We start from the raw sequence: 24,242 nt of genomic DNA on the forward strand, positions 1-24,242 counted from the left end.
AAATCTGAAGCATCATGAAAAAGATATTCATTAAGTTTATCCTCCCGGCTTTGCTCCTGGGTACAGCTGCCTGCGAGTCATTCCTGGACGAGGAAAACGTGTCAGGCCTCACCTCTGAGGGCTACTATAACACCAGAGAGGGAATCGAAAGCCTTGTAAACTCGCTTTACACGCCCATGCGCTTTTGGTATGGCAAAGAGAACGGCATTGCGCTAACGGAGCTCGGGACAGACATTTTCACGCGGGGCAGCGGGATGGAGAACCCGCCGGTGGCGCTCTACAACTCTGACCTTTCCGGGGCCAACGGACCCATAAGCTTTTACTGGACGCGCTTTTACGCGGCCCTGAACGCGACAAACGCCGCCATCGCGCGCATCCCGTCTTCGGCGCTGCCAGCCACCCTGAAACCGGTACGGGAGGGCGAAGCCCGCTTCCTGCGTGCCTTTTACCTGTGGCACATCGTGGAGACCTGGGGAGGCGTGCACTTATCGACAGAGGAGACGATCGGGGCGGTGACCACTGCCAGGCGCACCTCGACAGATGCCTTTTACAGCCAGATCTTCGAGGACCTGACTTATGCGGTAGCCAACCTGCCGGCTACCTCGGGCCAGTATGGCCGTGTCACCAAGCCTGCCGCAGAGGCCTTTATGGCCCGCATGCACTTGTACCGCGGCAATTATGCTGAGGCAGCGCAACTGGCAAAGAAAGTGATCAGCGACTACAACTTTAGCCTGGTGCCCACTTATGCGAAGCTTTGGGACATCAACAACGTGAACAACCCGGAGATCGTCTGGAATGTGAACTTCACAGCGGACCTGGTGCTGAACAGGGAGTTCGACGGCTTGACCAACTCCACGAGCGATGACATCCTGCTACGCGAAGGCGGCAACAATTCGCACCTGTTCTTCCTGATGACCTACGATCAGCTGCCGGGCATGCAACGCAGCATTACATACGGGCGCCCGTTTTCCCGCTTTATGCCTACGGCGCACCTGCTCGACTTATTTGATGAAACGAAGGATGCCCGTTATGATGCCACCTTCCAGACGGTGTGGTATGCCAATAAGCCCGGCACCTATACCGTTACCTCCACCAATGGCACGCAGCGGCAGGTAAAATTCGCGGCTGGAGACACGGCCATCTACGCCACCAAATACGTGGTGCCAAACGCTGTGAAGGATTCCAGGCCCTACACGATCATAGACAGAAGCCGCACTTACGATGTGAATGCAGGTGATGCCCCACAGGTGCGCGACCGCTTTATGTCGCTCAAGAAGTTCCTGGACCCTTCGCGGCCCACCATTTCGCAGCAGTCGGGCCGGCGCGATGCCTACGTTATTCGCCTGGCCGAGATGTACCTGGTTGCGGCGGAGGCCGAAATGATGCAAGGGAACCTGGCAGAGGCTGTGAACTACATGAACGTGGTGCGCAGAAGAGCGGCCTTGCCCGGGCATGAGGCTGAGATGGAGATTTCCGCAGACCAGCTCGACCTCGATTTTATACTGGATGAGCGCGCCCGTGAGTTTGCCGGGGAACAGCAGCGTTGGTTCGACCTGAAGCGCACCAACAAGTTGGTGGAGCGGGTGCGGGCGTTTAATCCCGATGCGGCCCCCAACATCAAGCCATTCCACCGGTTGCGCCCTATTCCGCAGTCTCAGTTGGATGTGGTTTCGAACCCCGGTGAGTTTACGCAGAACGAAGGCTATAACTAATATGGGGCCCGGCAGGGGTTTTTCCCCTGCCGGGCTTAGCTTTCGCTGACCCTAGGGCAGCAACCTGAAAATCATCTCTTAAAAATAAAATAACTTACGCCTAAGATGAGAACCAGAAAACTCTTGATACCTGTGCTGGCACTCCTGCTGGCTTCTGCCTGCCGCTCAGGGGGCAACGTAACCGAGACGGCCATGGGGCACCAGTCTGCCGCAGCGGCTCAGAAGCCCTACTCAGTCTGGATGGCCGACTCCGACATCAAGCGAAACCCGGAGGGGTGGATGATTGACTTTAAGGAGAAGCCGAAGTGGGACTACACGCAGGGGCTGTTTGCCAGCGCCATCGAACGGGTATGGGAGAAAACTGGCGATGGGAAGTACCTGCAGTACATCCAGGCGTTTGCCGATACCATGATCAGCGAAGATGGCGCCATCATGACCTACAAAAAAACAGACTACAACATCGACCGCGTGAACCCCGGTAAGTTCCTGATGGAGCTTTACAAGGAAACCGGCGGCACCAAGTACAAGCTGGCCGTGGAGGAACTCCGCGACCAGATGCGCACTCACCCGCGGACCGCAGAAGGTGGCTTCTGGCACAAAAAGATTTACCCGCACCAGATGTGGCTCGACGGGCTGTACATGGCCTCGCCGTTTCTGGCGCAGTACGCCGTGGAGTTCAATGAGCCTGCGCTTTTTGATGATGTCGCCCACCAGATCATCCTGGTAGACAAGTATACCTGGGATGGCTCGGAGGGGCTGTGGCACCACGGCTGGGACGAAAGCCGCGAGCAGAAGTGGGCCGACCCGAAATCAGGCAAGTCGCCGAATGTGTGGGGCCGCGCGATGGGCTGGTATGCCATGGCCCTGGTCGATGTGCTGGACTTCCTGCCAAAGAACCATCCGGAATACGGCAAGGTGCTGCAGATAACCCAGCAAATGGCAAAGTCTATTGCCAAGTACCAGGACAAGGACACTGGCCTGTGGTGGCAGGTGGTGAACATGGGGGAGCGGGAAGGCAACTACCTGGAGGCTTCGGCTTCGAGCATGTTCACCTACTTTCTGGTGAAAGCCGCCAAGAAGGGCCACATCGACCCACAGTACATGCAAACGGCGCAGAGGGGATACAACGGTATTGTAAGCAACCTGATCAGGGAGAACCCGGACGGCACCATCAGCATCACGCAGGTATGCGCCGTGGCAGGCCTGGGCGGCGACCCTTACCGCGACGGCACCTATGCATACTACATCAGCGAGGAGCGCCGCGACAACGACCCCAAGGCAGTGAGCCCCTTCATCATGGCATCCCTGGAATTTGAGGAGATCAACAAGACAGCTGCAAAGAATTAATGCCCCAAAGTCCTCCTTCGAAGGGCAGGACTGTTTCATTTTAAGCGTGCACTCGCTCGCGTCCCGCGAGTGTGAGGTATAATTAGGCCTCTGGCCCAGTCGGGTTACAAACGCGACATCATTAATAGACATCCCGAAAGCATTCGGGGCGCCATTAAAAGAGAGAATGAAACGGCCCTGCCTTCGAAGGGAGACTGGGCAAACCTAACCAAGGTCCATAAAATAGCAACGCAATGAGGTATACAAAACACGCTGCCCTACTTACCTTACTTTTCTGCCTGGCGCTACACTACGCGCAGGCGCAGCAACGACGGTATGATTTTGTAGTGGCAAAAGACGGAAGCGGCGACTTTAAAACAGTGCAGGAGGCCATCAACGCCGTGCCTGACTTCCGGAAGAATCCGACTACCATCTTCATCAAAAAGGGCACATACAAGGAAAAACTGGTGCTGGCGGCCTCCAAAACCATGGTGAGATTTACCGGGGAAGATGTGCTAGGGACCATCCTGACGCATGACGACTATGCCGCCAAAAAAAACCGCTTCGGCGAGGAGATCGGCACGACCGGCTCCACCAGCTTCTACGTGTTTGGCGATGACTTTTCGGCTGAGAACCTCACCTTCGAGAACTCCTCCGGCCCGGTAGGGCAGGCGGTGGCTGTGCGCGTGGATGGCGACAAGGCCATGTTCACCAACTGCCGCTTTCTGGGCTACCAGGACACGCTGTACCCACATGGCGAGAAGAGCAGGCAGTATTATAAAAACTGCTATATCGAGGGCACCACCGACTTTATTTTCGGGTGGTCTACCGCTGTGTTCGAGGGTTGCGAGATTTACTGCAAAGCCGGTGGCAGCTACATCACGGCTGCCTCTACCTTAGCAGATACGCCCTACGGTTTTGTGTTCTTGAGCTGCCGCATCACCGGCAATGCACCTGCCAACTCCTATTACCTGGGCAGACCTTGGCGGCCATACGCCAAAACCGTTTTCATCAACACCCACCTCGGCAAGCTCATCCAGCCGGAGGGCTGGCACAACTGGAGCAAGCCGGATGCGGAAAAAACCAGCTTTTATGCAGAGTATAACTCCTCCGGCCCCGGCGCTGCACCGACTAAAAGGGTGAAGTGGTCGCACCAACTCACGGAGGCGCAGGCGAAAGAATATACCCTGGAGAAAATATTCGGCGACTGGACTCCCGGAAAGCCTGCGGCCTCAGCCAGTAAATAGCCTGACAGGAACCTCAGTAATAACAAGATTCCATACCTCACAAGATACTTCACCATGATGCACCACCGCTTATTGTTCTATGCCTGCCTGTCGCTTTCCTGCTGGGGCTACTCCTGCTCATCAGGGCTGACACAGGGCAAAACCACAACGGGTATGGCCGCCTCCGCAACAGCCCCAGCCGTTTCCGGGGTATGGGTGGCCGACCAGGGAGACGGTACCTATAAAAACCCCGTCCTGCACGCCGACTACTCCGATCCGGACGTGTGCCGCGTAGGCGATGACTACTACATGACGTCCTCCAGTTTCAATGCGGTACCGGGTTTGCAGATTCTCCACTCCAGGGACCTGGTGAACTGGCAGCTGGTGGGGTATGCCTTAGACAAAAACATTCCGGCGGCGCACTTTGCCGCGCCGCAACACGGCAACGGGGTATGGGCCCCTTCCATCCGGTACCACAACGGGGAGTTCTACATCTACTGGGGAGACCCGGACTTCGGGGTATACATGGTGAAAACCAAAGACCCGGCAGGTGCCTGGGAGGCCCCGGTGCTGGTGATGGAGGGCAAAGGCCTGATCGATGCTTGTCCGCTATGGGATGAGGATGGCAAGGCCTATTTGGTGCATGCCTATGCCGGTAGCCGGGCAGGTATAAAAAGCGTGCTGGCCGTGAACAAGATGAACCCCGAAGGCACGAAGGTGCTGGATGCAGGTGCCATTGTGTTTGATGGCCACGAGAACCACCCAACTGTGGAAGGCCCGAAGTTCTATAAGCGCGATGGCTATTATTACATCTTCGCGCCGGCGGGCGGCGTGTCTACAGGGTGGCAGTTGGTGCTGCGCTCCAAAAACGTGTATGGCCCTTATGAGGAGAAGATCGTGATGGACCAAGGCGACACACCGATAAACGGTCCGCACCAAGGGGCCTGGGTGGATACCCCGACAGGCGAGCACTGGTTCCTGCACTTCCAGGACATAGAAGCCTATGGCCGGGTGGTGCACCTGCAGCCAATGGCCTGGAAAAACGGCTGGCCCGTGATTGGCGAGGACAAAGACGGCGATGGCAAAGGCCAGCCCGTGCTAACCCATCAGAAGCCAAACGCAGGCAAATCACACCCTGTGGCTACACCCGCCGAGTCGGATGAGTTTGAATCAAACCGACTAGGGCTGCAATGGCAGTGGCACGCGAACCCAAAGGCAACGTGGGCATTCCCGATGGCTAGCAAAGGAAAGCTGCGCCTCTACACCGACCAGGTGCCGGAGCACTACAAGAACCTGTGGGATGTGCCAAACCTGCTGTTGCAGAAGTTCCCGGCCGAGACCTTCACCGCCACCACCAAGCTCACCTTCACGCCAAACGAGAAGCTGCAGAACGAGCGCACCGGCCTGCTGGTGATGGGCGAGGACTATGCCGCTCTCTCGCTGGTCAGCAGAAAAGACGGACTGTACGTGGCCTATACCTCCGTAAATGGCGCACACAAAGGCACCCCTGAAAAAGAGGCGCTGCTCGGCAAACTGAAGGGCAACGAGGTGTACTTCCGGGTGACCGTGGACAAGGTGGCCGGGTGCCAGTTCAGCTACAGCGAGAACGGCAGCGACTTTAAACCTGCGGGCCATACCTTCACGGCTGTGCCGGGCCGCTGGATCGGTGCCAAGGTAGGGATTTTCGCTACGCGGCAAGACAAGATAAACGATGCCGGTTACGCCGACTACGACTGGTTCCGGATCACGCCAACCAAGTCAACCTCATTCCAAAGCAAAAAATAAGTAAATTAAGATATGAAGACCACAAAGATAAAACTGAACCGTTTGCTGCTGCTAATTGGCCTTGCCGGCACCTTGCAGGTATCCTGCCAACACCAGCAGCCTGCCACTTCTGCGGCTACAGCTACCAGCGCGCGCACCACAAGCAACAACATGCTCCCTGCTACTGCTGATATCTATGAAGGCATCGAGTTTGACATGCCTCGTGTGCAGGAGCCCACCTTCCAGAATTACAGCGTGAATGTGACGGACTTTGGCGCGGTAGGAGACGGACTGGTCAAGAACACGCAGGCCTTCGAAAGTGCGATTGCCGCTGTGGCGGCCAAGGGTGGTGGCAAGGTGATCATCTCGCGCGGGATGTGGCTAACCGGGCCGATTGTGCTCAGGAGCAACATCAACCTGCATGCCGAAGACGGGGCTATGGTGGTCTTCAGCCAGGACTTCGATGATTACCCGCTGGTACAGACCAGCTTTGAGGGATTGGATACCTATCGCTGCCAGTCGCCCATCTCGGGCCGCGGCCTGGAGAACGTGGCTATTACCGGCCCGGGTACGTTTGACGGCGCAGGCGATGCCTGGCGGCCGGTAAAGAAAAGCAAGATGACAGACGCGCAGTGGAAGACGCTGGTGCAATCAGGTGGCGTGCTGAGCGACGATAGCAAGGTATGGTACCCTTCGGAAAGCTCGAAGCAGGGAGACACAGCCGGCAATTTCAACGTGCCGGACTTCGACCGCAAAGAGCAGTTTGAGTCGGTGAAAGACTTTATGCGTCCTGTGATGGTGAGCCTGATCAATTGCAGGAAAGTGCTGCTTGACGGCCCGACCTTCCAGAACTCACCGGCTTGGAACTTGCACCCGCTCATGAGCGAGGACGTGACGATCCGGAACCTGCGTGTGCGCAACCCCTGGTATTCACAGAACGGTGACGGCCTGGACCTGGAGTCCTGCAAAAACGCTGTGATCTACAATAATACCTTCGATGTAGGCGACGATGCCATATGCATCAAGTCGGGCAAAGACGAAGACGGCCGCAAGAGAGGTATGGCCACTGAAAATGTGATCGTGAAAAACAATACGGTATATCACGGCCACGGCGGTTTTGTGGTGGGCAGCGAAATGTCGGGTGGCGTGAAAAACGTGCACGTGTCTAACTGCATCTTCATGGGCACCGACATAGGCCTGCGCTTCAAGAGCACGCGCGGCAGAGGCGGCGTGGTGGAAAACATCTACATCTCCAACATCGACATGAAGGACATCCCAACCCAGGCGATCAGCTTTAACCTGTTCTACGGGGGCAACTCGCCGGTGCTGGAAGAAGACCAAAGCGCTGAAACAGAGGCCAGGGTCGAGAAGGCTGTTCCGGTTACCGAAGAAACGCCTTCGTTCAAGGACATCTACATGCGCAACATCCGGGTGGCTGGCGCAGAGCAGGCCATCGCCTTGCAGGGCTTGCCGGAAATGAACCTGAAGAACGTGAACATCCAAAACTCGGTGCTCAAGGCGAAAAAGGGAATCACGGCGGTGGATGCGGATGGTATAACGCTCCAGAATGTGAGAGTGATCACCGAAAGCGGCCCTGCGCTCACCATCTACAACAGCAAGAACATCCAGGTGAAGGGGCTGACTTTTGACGAAACAAAGGGGCCCGTCGTGAAAGTGTTGGGCCCCCTGACGCAGAACGTGAAGCTGGAGCGCAAGGACTTCAAAAATGCGACACAGCAGGTATCCAGGGGCAAGGACCTGCGCAACACTGCGCTTACACTGGAGCAGTAAAAGCAGCCGCATGTGCTGCCTGGCGCCATAGTGCCTGCAAGGTGTGATTGGTTAAGAAACGCAAGCATTGAGGAGGTAGGGCTATCTGTAAACCCATACCTCCTCGAAGCGCATCTTATAAAGGAGAGTTATACCTCCCTATTGTTAGCATAAGTATAAGCCTGCACCAATGGACCTGGTCTTATGATTTTCCCCGGACAAGCCTCGCTTGGAGCAGGTAAATCAGGATGAAATCCAGCTACTTTTTGTATCCCGCAATTTGACCGAAGATTGATAATAAGCTCATGAACAGCACAAAGGAAAGCAGACCGAGGCGTTTTGTAACAACCGCACTATGTACGTTGAGCCGACGCTGTGTTTCGTCAGTAGTGTTTTGCTTTGGCTGCGTGTTAGCTTCCGGCTGTGCCCCCACAATCCAACGTTCCAGCGCTGTTGCAACCCCAGATGAAACGACATTACCTGCAGCGGCCCCTGTTAAATGGGGGAGTGCGTTGCTGGCCCAAAACAAAGCGTGGTATGCCAGCGCTGAAGCAAGCCGCATCGCCGACAACCTCCTCCTGTATCAGCACAGCAACGGTGGCTGGGACAAAAACACGGACATGGCCATTGTCCTGACGGAAGCTGAAAAGACGCAACTGCAATCCCCTGCCGAAAAAGGCTCGGTTTCCACCATCGACAACGGGGCCACCTACACGCAGCTGGAATACCTGGCCAACGTGTATGACACTACCGGTGAGGAGAGGTATAAAGACAGCTTTCTACGGGGAGTGGATTACCTGCTGGAGGCACAGTATGAGAATGGCGGCTGGCCACAGTTCTACCCAATCCGGAAAGGCTATTACGAGTACATCACGTTTAACGATGGTGCGATGATAGGCGTGATGGAACTGCTGCGTGAGGTAGCGAACCAAAACAGCCCCTATGTTTTTGTTGATGCTGCACGCCGGGACAGGGCTGCCAAAGCCATCGAAAAAGGCCTTGATGTGATCCTGAAAACGCAGATAAGGGTGGATGGGAAGTTAACCGCCTGGTGCGCGCAGCACGACCACATCACACTGGCACCTCAAAAGGCCCGCGCCTACGAACTGCCCTCCATTAGTGGTGGCGAAAGCATCGGGATTCTCAAGTACCTGATGGAAATCGAAAAGCCCGGCCCGCGGGTAGCGCAGGCTGTAGAGGGAGCGGTATCCTGGCTGGATCAGGCGAAGATTACCGGCGTCAGGTTGCAGCGTACCGGTGACCCGGCTCACCCCGCATCGCGTGATGTTGTCGTGGTACACGACACATCGGCACCACCGCTCCTGGCGCGGTTCTACGACATTGAGACAGGCAAACCCATGTTTTCTGGCCGCGACGGCATTGTGCGCCATACCTTGGCGGAGATAGAGCAGGAGCGAAGAGCAGGCTATAGTTGGTATATTTCTTTCCCCGAGAAGCTGCTCAGCGAAGCCTATCCACACTGGAAGCAGCAATATGGTATAACAGATGAACGATAGTATGATGACGAAGAGAAACGTTTTTAAGGGCGCCCTTACGCGCTGGGCGCTGCTCGCGCTGCTGGTATTCCCGCTGGCGGGCCATATCCAGAAAAAGGCACCGACCCTTTTCCTCGTCGGCGACTCGACGATGGCAAACAAGCCTTATGCCAACGGGAATCCCGAGAAAGGCTGGGGGCAGGTGTTCCCGCTTTACCTGCGGGAAGGGCTTAAAGTGGAGAACCACGCCGTGAACGGGCGCAGCACCAAAAGCTTCCGCGACGAGGGACGCTGGGATGCCGTGCTGGAAAAGCTGCGCAAAGGCGACTTCGTCATCATCGAATTTGGCCACAACGATCAGAAAGACCAGGACCCCGCCCGCTATGCTGCGCCCGAAACAGACTACCGGCAGAACCTGGAGCGCTACGTTGCTGAAACGCGGGCGAAGGGCGCTATACCTATACTGGCCACGCCCATTGTGCGCCGCAAATTCGAGAACGGGCAACTGGCAGACACCCATGGCAAGTACCCGGAAGTGGTGAAAGCCGTGGCTGCCAAGCACAAGGTTCCGCTCCTGGATCTGGAGAAACGGACGCAGGAGCTGGTGGCGCAGTATGGCGAGGAGAAGTCGAAAGCGCTCTATCTGCACCTGGCACCGGGCGAGTACGCCTCGCTGCCCGAAGGCCGGACAGATGACACGCACTTGTCTGCTTACGGTGCGTTCAGGGTAAGCGACCTGGTGGCAGAAGAACTGCAAACAGCGGTGCCCGAGTTAGCGAAGCAATTAAAAAAGTAGTCGATCAAAAAAGAAACCATGAAAAAGTATATCGGATGTTTACTTCTGGTGTTGGGCGTTGCCTTTGTTGCTTTCGGGCCTTCCAAAAAAAGACCCGTTACGATCTTCTTGATCGGGGACTCCACCGTGGCTGACTACACAGGAGACTATGACGACAAAGATTATAAGTCCACACGCTATCCGGTTGCAGGCTGGGGGCAGGTGTTTCTGGCTTTTATGAGCTCCGATAGCCTTTCACAGATCCGTAACATCGTGAAAAGCGACAGTGTGGTAGTAGCCGACAAAGCAAGGGGTGGCCGCAGCACCCGCACCTTTTTTGAGGAAGGCCGCTGGACTGAGGTATACAATGCCCTCCGGAAAGGTGATATAGTGATGATGCAGTTTGGCCACAACGATGCCGCTGAGAACAAGCCAGAGCGTTATACAAACGTGGCAGCCTACAAAGAGTACCTGCGCCTGTATGTGAAACAGACGCGTGAGAAAGGTGCCCTGCCTGTTTTGCTCACTCCAGTTAACCGCAACTATCCCTGGAAAGACGGCAAACTCAGCAATGTGCACGGCGAATACCCGCAGGCTGTGAAGGATGTGGCAAAAGAGCTTCACGTGCCGATCATCGACCTGACGCAGCGCTCTATTGACGCTTTCACTGCTAAAGGCCAGGAGCATGTGACCAACAACTATTTCATGAACCTGCCTGCCGGCAAGTATGAAGCCTACCCCGAGGGGCAGCAGGATAACACCCATTTTCAGCCGGAAGGTGCCAAAGCAGTGGCGCAGTTGGTGTTTGATGGAATGAAAAGCCTGAAGCCTGCAGAGGTTTCGGCTAAGAGATAAGGGTTGAAAATAGTATCTACGCGTTGCCACTGATTTCCTCTCCCTTGCCTAAGGCGTGGTGGAGGTGTCAGGAAGCAGCAGCAGAAAGCCGTTATTTTAAGATTGATTATGCGCATAAAACACCGCCTCGTTGCTATCACTCTATTACTTTGCTGGAGCTATACTGCTGCATCAGCCCAACGGGTAACTTCTGATATAGGTAACTTCTACCCTTTGCTCGATGCATACTCCGGTGCGCACCAAGCAAGTTTGTCTTACCTGGCAAAAGACTGGAAGGACACGGAGAAGTGGCGGAAAAACGGCAGCGCAAAGCTCGAGGAGTTACTGGCTTTCCACCCTGAGCCGGCACCGCTAAACTCAGAAATACTGCGCACCACGAAGCGCGACGGCTATACCCAATACCTGGTGCGCTATCGTGTAAATGCTCTGCAACAGACAGAGGCATTTCTACTCGTTCCAGACCATCTCCAAAAACAAGCACCTGCCGTCATCGCCCTCCACGACCATGGCGGGTTTTACTTTTTCGGGAAGGAGAAGCATACGTATACCGACAATCAGCCTGATATACTGGTAGACTATGTGCAGAACCTATACGGCGGCAGATACTACGCCGACGAGCTGGCAAAGCGCGGGTATGTCGTGCTGTCGCCGGATGCGCCCTATTTCGGGTCTCAGAAGCTAGACCCTGCACTGCTGGTAGATGCGAGGGGGTATGCCGAAAAAGCAGCGGAGGCTGATGCAAGTGAGCGCATCAAGGTATACAACAAGCAAGTGGCAGGGCCGAACGAGGTGGCCATGAACAAGACGATCCTGACTGCGGGCACTACCTGGCTGGGTATGATTGCGCAAAACGATCGGGCCGCGGTTGACTTCCTGCTTTCGCGCCCGGAGGTGAACCCGGAAAAGATCGGTTGCATCGGGCTTTCGCTCGGCGGCTTGCGCAGCACGTACCTGTTCGGCCTCGACCCCCGAATAAAAGTGGGTGTGGTGGCGGCCTTTTCCACCACCTACCAGCAGATGTTGCAGCAACATGCGCACCATACCTGGATGATGTATGTGCCCCGGCAGTCGGCGTTCTTAGATTTGCCTGATGTGGCTTCTCTCAATGCCCCGCGCCCTTTACTGGTGCTGAACTGCAAGCAGGACAAGCTCTTTAGTTTGGCGGGCATGCAGGCGGCGGAGCAAAAGCTGGCGCGCATTTACACTAAAATGAACGCGGCCGGGAAGTTCAAGGCAAACTATTACGACGTGCCCCACTCCATGACCATCCCGATGCAGGAAGATGCTTTTAGCTGGCTGGACAAATGGCTGAAGTAAGGTACACACAGGACAACAAGAAAGCATTGAACCTTCCAAAGCATTTGACACTTAACCCCTCCCACATGAAATTAGAACACTTTGCCCTGAACGTAGAGGACCCTTTGGCGATGGCAGCCTGGTATGTAGCGCACCTCGGGCTGAAGGTAGTCCGGCAAATGGCGGACGCCCCTTACACTACTTTCCTGGCTGATGACAGCGGCCGGATTATGGTTGAGGTCTACCGCAACCCTGCTAACGAAGTGCCACCGTACCGCGAGATGAATCCGCTGCTGGTGCATCTGGCATTTGTGTCCCGCAACCCAGGGGAAGACAAGGCGCGGCTGGTACAGGCCGGTGCCAGGGAGGTGTCTGATCAGCAGCTGGCAGATGGATCGCACCTCGTGATGCTCCGTGACCCCTGGGGGTTAGCACTGCAATTGTGCAAGCGGGGAACACCCATGCTACTGCCTGCCGAGGTATAGCACCCATTCTCCGACATACTTCAACTGAAGACAAACGCTGCATGAGAAAGTTGCCTCTTTTACTGATTCTGTTGCTGGCCACTGTGCAGGTGGTGGCCCAGCCAAAGGTATACCCGAGCTCCTTTACGGTGGCTCAAGACGGGAGCGCCGATTTCAAAACGATACAGGAAGCGGTGAATGCTGTGCGGGATCTGTCGCAGCAGCAGGTAACGATCCATATCCAAAACGGGGTGTACCACGAGAAGCTTGTTATACCGTCCTGGAAAACCAACATCTACCTATTGGGCGAGAGCCAGGAGGGTACCATCATCACCAATGCCGACTTCTCTGGCAAGCCATACCCCGGCACCGACCTTACCGGGAATGACAAGTTCAGCACGTATACCTCCTATACGGTACTGGTGCAGGGCAACGATTTCCGGGCAGAGAACCTGACCATCGAGAACGCAGCCGGGCCAGTGGGCCAGGCCGTGGCGTTGCATGTGGAAGGGGACAGGGCGATTGTGAAGAACTGCCGCCTGCTTGGCCACCAGGACACCTTGTTCACGGCCACCGCAAACAGCAGGCAGCTTTACCAGGATTGCTACATCGAGGGCACTACAGACTTTATTTTTGGGGAGGCCACGGTAGTGTTCCTGCGCTGTACCATCAACAGCCTTAAAGACTCCTACATCACGGCGGCTGCCACCACTCCCCGGCAACCCTATGGCTACGTGTTCATCAACTGTAAACTGCTGGCTGGCCCCGAAGCTGAAAAAGTGTATCTGGGCAGGCCCTGGCGACCCTATGCCAAAACCGTTTTCCTGGATACCGAGATGGGCCCGCACATACGGCCAGTAGGCTGGGACAACTGGCGAAACCCTGAAAATGAGCGAACGGTGACCTATGCAGAATACCACTCTACAGGTGCCGGAGCCAATCCCAACGAACGTGTTTTGTGGGCAAAACAGCTTACTGCAAAAGAAGCGAAGCAGTATACCTTAGAGCGCATCTTCTCTGACTGGAAGCCACTGCAACCATAGGCTTACCAGGTTCAGTCTCCCGTTTTCTATCGTATTTGCTATGTCATAAAGGACTGAGTATGCTGACTGGGAGCTTGCACAGGCACGCTTTATCCGGGGCACTGCATACCTCCGGAGTAGCGGGGTTACTTTGTATCTCACCAGGCCGTAACCCAAAAAGAACTTCGTTATATTTATGGTTTATTATATATTTAACGAATGTTATTTATTCCACCTCCTATGAGACAGATTTACTATAAACATTTCCTTGCTGTGTTGCTGGCATTAGCGACCCTCACGGCCTGTAAAAAAGATGACTTTATTGAGCCAGAGGCTGACAGCTACGGAAATATGACATATTTCGCAAAAGCCTCGGGTGCCGGGGTGAAGCGAATGGCCGCACAAACTGATAACCCCACGGGCACGGTTGCTGTTGAGTGGTCTTCCGCGTCTATTTATGTTGAAAAAATAGCGTTTGTAGGCGAAAGCGATAACCTGCTGGATACCACGATTGTGGTTGAAAAGAACATTGACATTTTTAAAGCAGATGCCTTGGCAGGAATCATCCAGTTGCCTACAGGTTCTTACAAAGATGTGAAGGTGAAACTGTTTGCCCGAAAATCACAAAAATCTGAAATGGCGTTCAACCTCAAGGGGACATTTACGGACGTCAAGGGAAGAAAAGATAGTGTGATGGTAGGAAGCTCCTTTCCCTTCGAAGCCAATCTTCAGGTTACGGATATAACAATCGACCCTGCCGACAATTACAACGTCACCTTCACCTTTAATTTAGACAAAGTATTAACAGGTATCTCAACAGCGTTACTACAGACTGCCAGAAGTTATCCCCGTGGAGACAAAATTTTGTATGTGATCTGGAAGGGCGGAGGGGATGAGGAACCGTTTTACGACCAGGTGATCGAGAATTGGCAAACCGTTGTAAGTGTTGATGTATCTAAACAATAACGGACTGAGCTTTTTCTATGCCGACAACCGAGACAAGTACGATTATCTTGCCGTGCAGCATCGTAAAGATAAATGCAACTGTATTTAATCATCACTTGGTCCGTCAACGCTTATAAAGCCGGTTGAACTTATTTTAGCAAAACGGCAAAGGCCAGCGTTACTCTAAGCAGCGCTGGCCTTTGCCGTTTTATTAATGAATGACCTGTTTAAGCGGTTGCCATTTCGGCGGCCATAAACTCTTCTACTTTGTCCACCATATCCGGCGAGCCGATCACCAGTGGGCAGCGTTGGTGCAGGGTGGTAGGCGTTTTGTCCAGGATGCGTTCGGAGCCATCAGTGGCCTTGCCGCCCGCCTGCTCAATGATCATGGCCAGGGCATTGCACTCATACACCAGGCGCAGCTTTCCGTTCGGCGACTTAGCAGTAGGAGGGTAAAGGTACACCCCGCCTTTCAGCAAGTTGCGGTGGAAGTCTGCCACCAGCGAGCCAATGTAGCGGCCTGAGTAGCTTTGCTCTTTGCAATAATTGATGTAAGCCTTCACGCCCTCCGGAAAACTGTTGATGTTTCCTTCGTTGCAGGAATAGATGTTACCGTCCTGAGGCGTTTTGATCATCGGGTGCGAGAGGAAAAACTCACCCAACGATGGCTCATAGGTAAAGCCGTTTACGCCGCAGCCGGTGGTATACACCAGCATGGTTGATGACCCGTAGATAATGTAGCCGGCAGCCACCTGCTTCGCGCCGCTTTGCAGGCAGTCCTCCAGCGTGCCGTCGCCGTCAACCTCAGAGATTCTTCTGTAGATAGAGAAAATCGTTCCGATGGCCACGTTTACGTCAATGTTGGAAGAACCGTCCAGCGGATCCATTGCCACAATGTACTTGCCCTTGGCGTTGCCCGTCTGGATCACGTCGTCTTCCTCTTCCGAGATGATGGTGCATACCTCGCCACCGTTGCGCAAAGCACGGATGAAGCGAATGTTGGCGATCACATCCAGCTTTTGCTGGTCTTCGCCCTGCACATTCTGCTGCCCGAAGGTGCCCGTCACGCCAATCAGCCCTGCCCGGTTTATCTCGCGGTTCACAATCTTGGTAGCCAGGGCAATGTCGCGGAGTAACTGCGAGAGTTCACCCGTTGCGTACGGAAATTCCTCTTGCTTGCGCATAATAAACCTGTCGAGGGTTGTGCCTACAGGTAATGCCAGTTTATCGTCCATAATAAAGAAGTTTGAGTGTTAAAAAGTGGTATTCCACAAAAGCTTCCAGCTTTGCGGGGGTTAGGTTGCATAGAGGTTAAAAGTAAGCATTTTAGGAGAGATCGCCTATCCTCCTCAAATTTCGGTAAGTAATTGCTCACGCTTACGTTAACTCCTGTACTTTCATACGTGAAAAAAGCTGCTTTTTCTATGAAATTTTAAAGCGAAATGCCCCTTTTCCAAGGTATAAAGTCGTCCTGCCCCAACTGCATGGCCTTTGTCTGCACGTTTCCGCTGGCCACTTCTATAATGAAATCCAGTATGGCGGCACCCATTTCCTCGATGTTCTTCTCTCCGGCAATTACGGGGCCTGTGTCTATGTCGATGATGTCGGGCATGCGTTGCGCCAGCTTGGTGTTGGACGACACCTTGATGACCGGCGTGATAGGGTTTCCAGTAGGTGTGCCCAAGCCCGTAGTGAACAAGATGATGTTAGCGCCCGCACCTGCCATGGCCGTCGTGCTCTCCACGTCGTTGCCGGGGGTGCAGAGGAGGTTCAGGCCCGGTTTGGTGGCGTACTCGCCGTAGTCCAGCACATCCACCACAGGGGAAGTACCGCCCTTTTTAGCGGCCCCCGCCGATTTGATGGCATCCGTAATCAGGCCATCTTTGATGTTGCCCGGGCTAGGGTTCATGTCGAAGCCCGAACCCACGGCCTCTGCCGCATAGGCGTAAGCCCGCATCAGCTGCACAAAGCGGTCCGCGGTCCTGTCGTCCACGCAGCGGTTAATCAGCTCCTGCTCCACGCCGCACAGCTCCGGAAACTCCGACAGCATCGACTTGCCACCCAGCGCCACGATCAAATCTGAGGCATGACCCACTGCCGGGTTAGCCGATATGCCCGAAAAGCCGTCGGAGCCGCCGCACTCCAACCCGATCACCAGCTTGCTCAGTGGTGCAGGCTGCCGTTGCTGTTTGTCGGCTTCCACCAGGGCCAGGAAAGTCTGCTTCATGGCCTTTGATAAAAGCTCATGCTCTGTTCCTTCTTTCTGCTGCTCCAGCACAATCACCGGCTTTCGCAGCATAGGGTCCAGCGCTTTAAGCCGCTCTTCCAATATGCCTGCCTGTGCGTTCTGGCAGCCCAGGCTCAGCACGGTGGCACCCGCCACGTTAGGATTGTGGATGTAGCCTGCCAGCAGGGCGCACAGGGCGTCAGAGTCCTGCCGGATGCCCCCGCAGCCACCCTCATGGGTCAGAAACTTGATGCCGTCGATGTTCTTGAATATCCGCTCATGCCCGTTGGGCTGGTGCTGCTGAAGCGGCAGTTCAGCCACCGCGGCAGTGTTGCCCGCCTGGTATAAATGCACCATCTGCTGCACATAGGTCTTGTATACATCCTGGCGGCCAAATCCCAAAGCCTCTGTAAATGCCTGTTTGATGATGTTGACGTTCCGGTTCTCGCAGAAGACCAGCGGGATCACCAGCCAGTAATTCCCGGTGCCCACCTGCCCGTCAGGTCGGTGGTAGCCGTTGAAAGTCTTGTCCTGCCACTTTGCCACCTCCGGCACTTGCCAGCCGGTCGCTTTGGTCTTGCCGGTGAAGGCAGCTGCCTTGTGCTTTACGTTTTCGGTGGAGATTCTAACGCCTGGGGGAATGACGCTGACGGCTTTGCCAACCAGCGAGCCATACATAATAATCTCCTGCTCAGGGAGTAGTTCCTGCTGTGTGAACTTGTGCTTCGCGGGTATGTTTTCAGCGAGCGTCACAGTGGTGCCTTGGTAAGTGACGGTATCGCCGGCTTGTAAGTCGGTGAGGGCCACCAATACGTTATCGTCAGGATGTATTTTTAAGATTTTCTGCAGCATAGGATATAGAATGATCTGTGCAATCGATTGCTCTTAGGCAATTAACATAATTTAACTTAAAAAAGGCAATAATTTCTGAGCAATTTTTCTGTAAGCAGGATATTTTGGTGGCATACGAATACTTCCTCCGGGTATAACGCTTAAAAAACACATCGCAGCTTAACTTCCTGAGTATGAGTGTCTGGATAGAGAAGTGCGTCTGTGTATTTTTAAAATAAATTCTCTGACCGCGGTAGTGAAGCTATGAGGTATTTCCCATACTTGGGTTATCTCGGTCAGAAATGCATGATTTATTAAAACCAATATATATAGAAAACCGTATAAAGATGTGTTATTGGTTTTTTTAAGTTTGTTGGAATTGGTTTGTGAAGAGACTCTGCTTTAGTTAGGAGAGTCTCTTTGCATTTATACCTTTTTAAGCGTCTTCAGTCAGCAAGCTTTGGAAGAGTTGCAGGTCTTCGGGCCAGAGCCAGAGCACCAGCAGTCCGCCTGCCAGCACCAGCCCAAACAGCACCGCCACTTTCCCGAACACTGGCCTGCTGCCCAACACGCCCACGATACCTCCCTTAAAAACCAGGTTCGACAGGGCTGCCACCAAAATCACTTTCCATCCATTGCTGTACTCCACGGCTCCGGTGTTCATTAACCGGGAGGTAGACAGCGTGATGGCATCCACATCGGTGAGGCCGGAGATGACAGCTACCAGGAACAAACCTTCCTGGCCAAATTTGTCCTTTGCAAAAGCTGTCGCCAGCACTACTACCGCATAGATGAACCCAAACACGAGGGCCGTCTTGAGTTGCGCCGGGTTATGCTGCTCCGGGATGCTGTCGTGCCCTTTCTTCTTGAAAAAGAATGCGACCGCGCCAATGACCAGCATCAGCACAAAAACCGCTGCCAGCGGAGGCACAACGGTGGGGATGGTTGCCGGCGCGACGACGGACACCTCGGTGATGACCCGGAAAACGGAGACAGCCGAAGCAATGAATATCACAACCGCCGCCAGGGTAGTGCTGGTGCCGGAACCCTTGGTACGCTTAGCGTAAGTCACTGTGGTGGCTGTGCTGCTGATCAGGCCGCCCAGTATCCCGCCGAGAATGGTGCCCGCCTTCTGGCCGAACAGTTTATAGGCAAAGTAACCCAACAGGCCGATCCCCACGATCAGCACCACCATCAGCCAGATGTTATGCGGAATGAGCACCTCGTAAGGTCCGTAAGTTTCGTTAGGAAGGACAGGCAGGATAACCAGCGAGATGACCAAAAACTGCATGATGGCCAGCAGGTCCTTCTCGCCGATTTTAGAGACCAGGCGATGCAGCGGCTCCTTTAGTTGCAGCAGCACTGCCACGGTGGCACCCACGGCAATGGCTACCGTCTGGTTGCCCATCACCAGGTAAGCACCCACCGCATACATCAGCAAAGCCGACACTTCCGTTGTCAGGCCCACGTTAATAGGAGGGGACTTGCTTTTTAGGAAATTAGCGACAATGGTAAGGGCCGCTATGCTCAGGAAGCCGGTGGCTAACAGCCATCCGCTATACTCAAGGGCCAGCAACCCCGAAATGGTGCCGAAAAGGGTGATGATGGGGAAAGTGCGTATGCCGGCCAGTTCGGACTGGTCGTGCTGGCGTTGCAACCCGACCAAAAGGCCAAGCCCTAGCGAGATGCCCAGCGTCAGGAAAAGTTCAAGCTCCATAGGTTAGTTGATGCTTTGGCTTTGTATACTGCCCTAAACGATAAAAGGTATAGCTATGGCTATACCTTTATACATGCATATTGTTGCTCAACTTCCTGAGGTTTCACGCTATAACATGTTAGTTACTTGTGAATCAGGGCTTAGTTTAGGGGTGCGTATTGCTTCCTGCCTTCAAAAAAATTGCCTTATACCCTACAATGGTGCCGTCTGCAACAGGCTTCCGCTTATCCTTTTCAGCTCCGTTTCCGCTGTTTTGGCTTCATACCGGATGTCGATCAGGCGGTTTTCTGCCAGCAGTTGGTTGCGCTGCGCCTCACGCAACTCTATGGCTGTGAGCAGGCCCAGCCGATAACGCTCCAAGGCAATCTCGGCGTTTTGCTGTGCCAGCGTAACGTTCGATTCCTCCAGTTCCAGCAACTTCAGCCGGTTGGCGTATTGGCTGTAGGCTTTTGCTAACTCTGCCTGCAGGCGGTTCTGCTCCTGCTGCAGTTGCAGGGTGCTAGTCTCCAGGTTGATGCGTGCGTTTTGGGCCAGGCGGTTCGTATTAAACCCGTTAAAGATCGGCAGACTTACCGTAAAGCCATAGTTATACCCGTTGCTCCGGTTAAACTGGGGTTGGAAATCGTTTAGGGGCTCGGCCTGGGAGCGCGCGAAGTTATAGGCACTGCTAAAGCCAACCACCGGAAAGCGGCTGGCACGCACTGCCTTGATGTCGAGGTTGGCAATTTCGCGGTTCAGTTCCAGACGCTGCAGCAGGGGATTAGCCGCAAGCAACCCATTGTCCACCTGGCTATAGCTCAGCGACTGGTCTATTACAATGGCATCTGAGGCGATAAAGTTGATATTGGGGTCACGGCCTAAAAGCTGGTTCAGGGTGATCTTAGCGTTTTGCAAGGCTTCCTCCTGCCGCAGCAAGTCAGAGCGATCGGTATTATAGTCCACCTGCGCGCGGAGAATCTCCACTTTCGCACTCATACCTACCTCGTACTGCGCCCTGGCCAGTTCCACGCGCTGTTCAGAAATCGCGATGGCATCCTGTATCGCCTTGATCCTGCGCTCTTGCCTAACCACGGCATAATAGGCATCGGAAATATCGGCAACCGTATTCTCCACTGTCTGGCGCGTGAGCAGCTTGCCGGATTGCTCCAGCGCCTGCAGCCGGTCGTAGTTGATGAACATGGCCATGCCGTCAAAAATAGTCCAGTTCAGGTTCACGCTGGTGTTTATGTTCTGTGAGCTGGCCCCGGTGCGGCTCACAGAAGGCCTGGAAAGGAATTCCTGCTTCGAGTTGTTCTCGTTGAACTGCTTGGCAGCCCGGGCATCCACGCGCGGCAGAAAGCCGGCATTGCCATACGTCACATTGTTGCTGGCAATGTCCTCTTGCTTGTCAGCAATCCGGATGTCGTAGTTCTGCTGCAGGCCGATGCGGATGGCCTCCTGGAGAGTAAGCTGCTCCTGGGCGAACGAGGAGGATGGTAAAAGCAGCACCGCCACACTGAATAGTAGTGCCGCTAATTTTATCGGTGACATTAATCGTATTTCCAATCTGGTTTAGAACAGAGGTTGCTGTTTGATTATTTACTGAAAGCTGGTTCTGGTGCCGGCGTAGCTCTTTTAGGCTGTTCGTGCACATCGTCGTCCATGTCTTCTGTATCGGCCATGCGGGCCACGTTGGCCTCGGCAGACGAGAAGTAGGAGTACACGGCCGGAATCACGTATAGCGTCAGGCCAGTTGAGAAGATAAGGCCTCCCACCACGGCTATACCCATCGACACGCGGCTTTCGGAACCGGCACCGAGCGCCAAGGCAATTGGCAGGGTACCGAGTATGGTAGACATCGACGTCATCAGGATCGGGCGGAAACGCTGCACAGCGGCATCGGTGGCGGCCTCCAGTTTATTCAAGCCAGCCTCCTTGCGCTGATTGGCAAATTCCACCAGCAGGATACCGTTTTTCGTTACCAGACCCACGAGCATGATCATACCAATCTGGCTGAAGATGTTCAGGGTTTGGTCGAAGTACCAGATGCTGATCAGGGCTCCTCCGAGGGCAAGCGGCACCGTAAACATAATGATGAACGGATCGCGGAAACTCTCGAACTGGGCGGATAGCGCCAGGTAGATCAGGCCAAGGGCCAGCAGGAAGGCAAACAACAGGCTGCCGGAGCTTTCGGAGAAGTCGCGCGACTGACCAGCCAGGGTTCTTTGGAAAGACTCGTCCAATACCTTATCGGCAATGGCGTCCATGGCGGCCAGACCATCGCTGATGGTTTTGCCTTTGGCCAGCGAGGCACTGAAGGTGGCTGCGGCAAAGCGGTTATACCGGTATAGCTGCGGCGAGGCGCTTTCTTCGCTCAGGTCAATCAGGTTATCCAGCTGAATCAGCTGCCCCGTGCTGCTTTTCACGTAAAGACTGCGCAGGTCGATAGGGGCAGAGCGGTTCTCGCGGGCAACCTGCCCGATTACCTGGTACTGCTTACCGTCTTTGATAAAGTACCCGAAACGCTGCCCGCTCAAGCCGGCTTGCAGGGTCTGGGCCACATCGCGCACGCTCACGCCCATGGCCTGTGCCTTCTCGCGGTTAATCTCTACGCGCAGTTCAGGTTTGTTGAATTTCAGGTTCACGTCTACAAAGCCGAAGGTAGGGTCCTGCCGCGCCTCATCCATGATTTGTGGGATGATATCGCGCAGCTTAGAGCCATCCGGCGACTGCACCACAAACTGTATGGGCTGGCCCGAACCACGTCCGCCACCCAGGCCTTTGTCGCCGGAGGCAAAGGCCCGGGCGCCTGTGAGTTGGTTGGAGAGGTCTGATATTTTTTCCACGATCTCCAGCTGAGACATGCTGCGTTTGTCGGCATCCACCAACTTTACGCGCAGGAATCCTGAGTTGGAACCGCCGCCCCCAAAACCCGGTGAGGTCATGGCTACGAGGTTGTCAATGCCAGGTATGGAGTCGTTCACGATCTGGGTGAGTTCGCTCATGTACTCATCCATAAACTCATAAGACGCCCCTTCCGGGCCCGTCACGCTTACGCGCAGACCGTTGCGGTCCTCGTCGGGGGCCAGCTCTGCCGGTAGCGTTTTCATGAACAGGTAGATCAGCCCTGCCGCGCCAATTACGATCACGAAAGCTACCCAACGCACTTTCATGAAGCCCTCCAGGCTGCTGCGGTAGCCGTTAGTGAGAGAGGCGAAGAAAGGCTCTGTTTTGCGGTAGAACCAGTTCGGGCGTTCGCGGTGCTTGAGCATGCGCGAGCACATCATCGGTGTTAGCGTCAGGGACACAAACGAGGAGATGATCACGGAGCCTGCCACCACGATACCGAATTCACGGAACAGGCGGCCGGTTATACCATCCAGGAAGATCACGGGCATAAACACCGCTGCCAGGGCCACAGTAGTGGAGATGATCGCGAAATAGATTTCTTCGGAGCCTTTCTTGGCGGCCTTCATCGGTTGCTGCCCATTCTCGATCCGGGCGTAGATGTTCTCCAGCATGACGATGGCGTCATCCACTACCAGACCAATGGCCAGCACGATGCCCAGCAGCGTCAGCACGTTAATGGAGAAATCCATCAGGTACATGATAAAGAAGGCCCCGATCAGCGAAACAGGTATGGCTACTACCGGGATAAGCGTGGAGCGCCAGTCGCGGAGGAACAGGAAGATGATGACCACCACCAGCCCGAAAGCCACGAAAATGGTCTCTTTTACCTCCGAGATAGAGGCCTTGATATACTCTGTGTTGTCGAAGCCGATAACGGTCTCAATGTCCTCTGGGAGGTCTTGCTTAATCTGGCCGAGACGCACGTAAAACTCATCGGCAATCTCGACCTGGTTAGAGCCTGGCTGCGGAATCAACACGACGCCCACCATGGGTATACCATCGCGGCGCAGAATGGATTTTTCGTTTTCCGGGGCTAGTTCAGCGTAGCCAATATCGCCAAAGCGGATCAGGCGGTTTGCATCTTCTTTGATGATCAGGTTATTGAATTCTTCGGCGCTTGAGATACGGCCCATGGTGCGCACCGAAAGCTCGGTGGTGGCGCCCTCAATGCGGCCCGAAGGCAGTTCTAAGTTCTGGCGGGCCAGGGCAGTTTGTACCTCTACAGGCGTAATGCGCTGCGCAGCCAGTTTATCAGGGTCCAGCCACAAGCGCATGGAGTAGCGTTTCTCGCCCCAGATATCCACGGAACTTACACCCGGTATGGTTTGCAGGCGCTCCTTAAATACATCCTGGGCAATGGCCGAGAGGTCGAGCAGGGAGCGGGTAGCACTTTTTATACCCACAAAGATAATCGGGTTGGCGTCCGCATCGGCTTTGGAAACAGTAGGCGGGTCAGCGTTGTCGGGGAGTCTGCGTTGGGCGCGTGCCACGCGGTCGCGCACGTCGTTGGCGGCGGCCTCCATGTCGATGCCCAGCTTAAACTCCACGGTAATGTTGCTGGACCCCTCGCGGCTGGAGGAAGTCAGCGTGCGGATACCGGCGATACCGTTGATGGATTCCTCGAGCGGCTCGGTGATCTCCGACTCGATGGTCTCGGCGTTGGCCCCGGTATAGCTCGTGGATACGTTCACGATAGGAGGGTCTACGCTGGGGTACTCGCGCACCCCCAGGAAAGAAATGCCGATGATACCGAACACGATGATCGTGATGCTCATCACGATGGCCAGTACCGGGCGTTTAATGCTTATGGATGATAAACTTGCCATAAATTGAATTGATAAGCAGTGTCTTAGGTATACGCTGAATCTTTTGAAAGAACAGCCAGGCGTTCAGTTTGTTAAGTAGGCCTCAGGCGGTTGCTGCCCAA

17 protein-coding genes are annotated in these 24,242 nt (G+C 54.7%); 12 read left to right on the forward strand and 5 right to left on the reverse strand.

Going from position 1 to position 24,242, the window contains the following annotated elements; translation table 11 throughout:
* Positions 1-14: 14 nt before the first annotated feature.
* The 12 genes from ACXYMU_RS15375 to ACXYMU_RS15430 all read left to right on the forward strand — a co-directional run bounded on the left by ACXYMU_RS15375 (position 15) and on the right by ACXYMU_RS15430 (position 14,672).
* The gene (locus ACXYMU_RS15375; RefSeq protein WP_458987301.1) at positions 15-1,712 is read left to right on the forward strand and encodes a RagB/SusD family nutrient uptake outer membrane protein; all 1,698 of its coding nucleotides are present in this window, start codon (positions 15-17) and stop codon (positions 1,710-1,712) included.
* A 105-nt stretch (positions 1,713-1,817) separates the two neighbouring features.
* Positions 1,818-3,059, forward strand: coding sequence for a glycoside hydrolase family 88/105 protein (locus ACXYMU_RS15380; RefSeq protein WP_458987302.1), 1,242 nt, complete (start codon positions 1,818-1,820; stop codon positions 3,057-3,059).
* A gap of 233 nt (positions 3,060-3,292) precedes the next feature.
* The gene (locus tag ACXYMU_RS15385; protein ID WP_458987303.1) at positions 3,293-4,285 is read left to right on the forward strand and encodes a pectinesterase family protein; all 993 of its coding nucleotides are present in this window, start codon (positions 3,293-3,295) and stop codon (positions 4,283-4,285) included.
* A 153-nt stretch (positions 4,286-4,438) separates the two neighbouring features.
* The gene (locus tag ACXYMU_RS15390) at positions 4,439-6,049 is read left to right on the forward strand and encodes a glycoside hydrolase family 43 protein (protein ID WP_458987397.1); all 1,611 of its coding nucleotides are present in this window, start codon (positions 4,439-4,441) and stop codon (positions 6,047-6,049) included.
* Positions 6,050-6,061: 12 nt separating this feature from the next.
* Positions 6,062-7,819, forward strand: a complete 1,758-nt coding sequence (locus ACXYMU_RS15395; RefSeq protein ID WP_458987304.1) for a glycoside hydrolase family 28 protein — start codon at positions 6,062-6,064, stop codon at positions 7,817-7,819.
* A 341-nt stretch (positions 7,820-8,160) separates the two neighbouring features.
* Positions 8,161-9,315 (forward strand): pectate lyase, encoded by a 1,155-nt coding sequence (gene pelA, locus ACXYMU_RS15400; protein ID WP_458987305.1) that lies wholly within the window; start codon positions 8,161-8,163, stop codon positions 9,313-9,315.
* Between the two features lies 1 nt (position 9,316).
* Entirely contained in the window at positions 9,317-10,090 is a 774-nt protein-coding gene (locus tag ACXYMU_RS15405; RefSeq protein WP_458987306.1) for a rhamnogalacturonan acetylesterase, read from the forward strand.
* 18 nt (positions 10,091-10,108) lie between these two features.
* Entirely contained in the window at positions 10,109-10,924 is an 816-nt protein-coding gene (locus ACXYMU_RS15410) for a rhamnogalacturonan acetylesterase (protein ID WP_458987307.1), read from the forward strand.
* A gap of 108 nt (positions 10,925-11,032) precedes the next feature.
* Positions 11,033-12,241: a dienelactone hydrolase family protein gene (locus ACXYMU_RS15415; protein WP_458987308.1), complete on the forward strand. Its 1,209-nt coding sequence runs from the start codon at positions 11,033-11,035 to the stop codon at positions 12,239-12,241.
* Positions 12,242-12,306: 65 nt separating this feature from the next.
* Positions 12,307-12,705, forward strand: a complete 399-nt coding sequence (locus tag ACXYMU_RS15420; RefSeq protein ID WP_458987309.1) for a VOC family protein — start codon at positions 12,307-12,309, stop codon at positions 12,703-12,705.
* 41 nt (positions 12,706-12,746) lie between these two features.
* Complete coding sequence (locus tag ACXYMU_RS15425; RefSeq protein WP_458987310.1) at positions 12,747-13,727, forward strand: pectinesterase family protein; 981 nt, start codon at positions 12,747-12,749, stop codon at positions 13,725-13,727.
* 219 nt (positions 13,728-13,946) lie between these two features.
* Positions 13,947-14,672, forward strand: coding sequence for a hypothetical protein (locus ACXYMU_RS15430; RefSeq protein ID WP_458987311.1), 726 nt, complete (start codon positions 13,947-13,949; stop codon positions 14,670-14,672).
* A gap of 206 nt (positions 14,673-14,878) precedes the next feature.
* Here the strand turns inward: ACXYMU_RS15430 and fbp are convergent, their stop codons facing one another.
* The 5 genes from fbp to ACXYMU_RS15455 form a co-directional block, all read right to left on the reverse strand.
* Positions 14,879-15,886: a class 1 fructose-bisphosphatase gene (fbp, locus tag ACXYMU_RS15435; RefSeq protein ID WP_458987312.1), complete on the reverse strand. Its 1,008-nt coding sequence runs from the start codon at positions 15,884-15,886 to the stop codon at positions 14,879-14,881.
* A gap of 197 nt (positions 15,887-16,083) precedes the next feature.
* The gene (locus tag ACXYMU_RS15440) at positions 16,084-17,730 is read right to left on the reverse strand and encodes a UxaA family hydrolase (protein WP_458987313.1); all 1,647 of its coding nucleotides are present in this window, start codon (positions 17,728-17,730) and stop codon (positions 16,084-16,086) included.
* 415 nt (positions 17,731-18,145) lie between these two features.
* Positions 18,146-19,426, reverse strand: coding sequence for an MgtC/SapB family protein (locus ACXYMU_RS15445; RefSeq protein WP_458987314.1), 1,281 nt, complete (start codon positions 19,424-19,426; stop codon positions 18,146-18,148).
* Between the two features lie 192 nt (positions 19,427-19,618).
* Entirely contained in the window at positions 19,619-20,956 is a 1,338-nt protein-coding gene (locus ACXYMU_RS15450; protein ID WP_458987315.1) for a TolC family protein, read from the reverse strand.
* Positions 20,957-21,000: 44 nt separating this feature from the next.
* Entirely contained in the window at positions 21,001-24,141 is a 3,141-nt protein-coding gene (locus ACXYMU_RS15455) for an efflux RND transporter permease subunit (protein ID WP_458987316.1), read from the reverse strand.
* Positions 24,142-24,242: the final 101 nt, after the last annotated feature.

It is taken from the genome of Pontibacter sp. CAU 1760, assembly GCF_054482735.1.

Coding starts and splice junctions, on each gene's coding strand:
- ACXYMU_RS15450 (WP_458987315.1), bottom strand. CDS start 20,956: ATGTCACCGATAAAATTAGCGGCACTACTATTCAGTGTGGCGGTGCTG.
- ACXYMU_RS15395 (WP_458987304.1), top strand. CDS start 6,062: ATGAAGACCACAAAGATAAAACTGAACCGTTTGCTGCTGCTAATTGGC.
- ACXYMU_RS15385 (WP_458987303.1), top strand. CDS start 3,293: ATGAGGTATACAAAACACGCTGCCCTACTTACCTTACTTTTCTGCCTG.
- ACXYMU_RS15375 (WP_458987301.1), top strand. CDS start 15: ATGAAAAAGATATTCATTAAGTTTATCCTCCCGGCTTTGCTCCTGGGT.
- ACXYMU_RS15430 (WP_458987311.1), top strand. CDS start 13,947: ATGAGACAGATTTACTATAAACATTTCCTTGCTGTGTTGCTGGCATTA.
- ACXYMU_RS15405 (WP_458987306.1), top strand. CDS start 9,317: ATGATGACGAAGAGAAACGTTTTTAAGGGCGCCCTTACGCGCTGGGCG.
- ACXYMU_RS15455 (WP_458987316.1), bottom strand. CDS start 24,141: ATGGCAAGTTTATCATCCATAAGCATTAAACGCCCGGTACTGGCCATC.
- ACXYMU_RS15415 (WP_458987308.1), top strand. CDS start 11,033: ATGCGCATAAAACACCGCCTCGTTGCTATCACTCTATTACTTTGCTGG.
- ACXYMU_RS15410 (WP_458987307.1), top strand. CDS start 10,109: ATGAAAAAGTATATCGGATGTTTACTTCTGGTGTTGGGCGTTGCCTTT.
- ACXYMU_RS15440 (WP_458987313.1), bottom strand. CDS start 17,730: ATGCTGCAGAAAATCTTAAAAATACATCCTGACGATAACGTATTGGTG.
- fbp (WP_458987312.1), bottom strand. CDS start 15,886: ATGGACGATAAACTGGCATTACCTGTAGGCACAACCCTCGACAGGTTT.
- ACXYMU_RS15380 (WP_458987302.1), top strand. CDS start 1,818: ATGAGAACCAGAAAACTCTTGATACCTGTGCTGGCACTCCTGCTGGCT.
- ACXYMU_RS15420 (WP_458987309.1), top strand. CDS start 12,307: ATGAAATTAGAACACTTTGCCCTGAACGTAGAGGACCCTTTGGCGATG.
- ACXYMU_RS15390 (WP_458987397.1), top strand. CDS start 4,439: ATGGCCGCCTCCGCAACAGCCCCAGCCGTTTCCGGGGTATGGGTGGCC.
- ACXYMU_RS15425 (WP_458987310.1), top strand. CDS start 12,747: ATGAGAAAGTTGCCTCTTTTACTGATTCTGTTGCTGGCCACTGTGCAG.
- ACXYMU_RS15445 (WP_458987314.1), bottom strand. CDS start 19,426: ATGGAGCTTGAACTTTTCCTGACGCTGGGCATCTCGCTAGGGCTTGGC.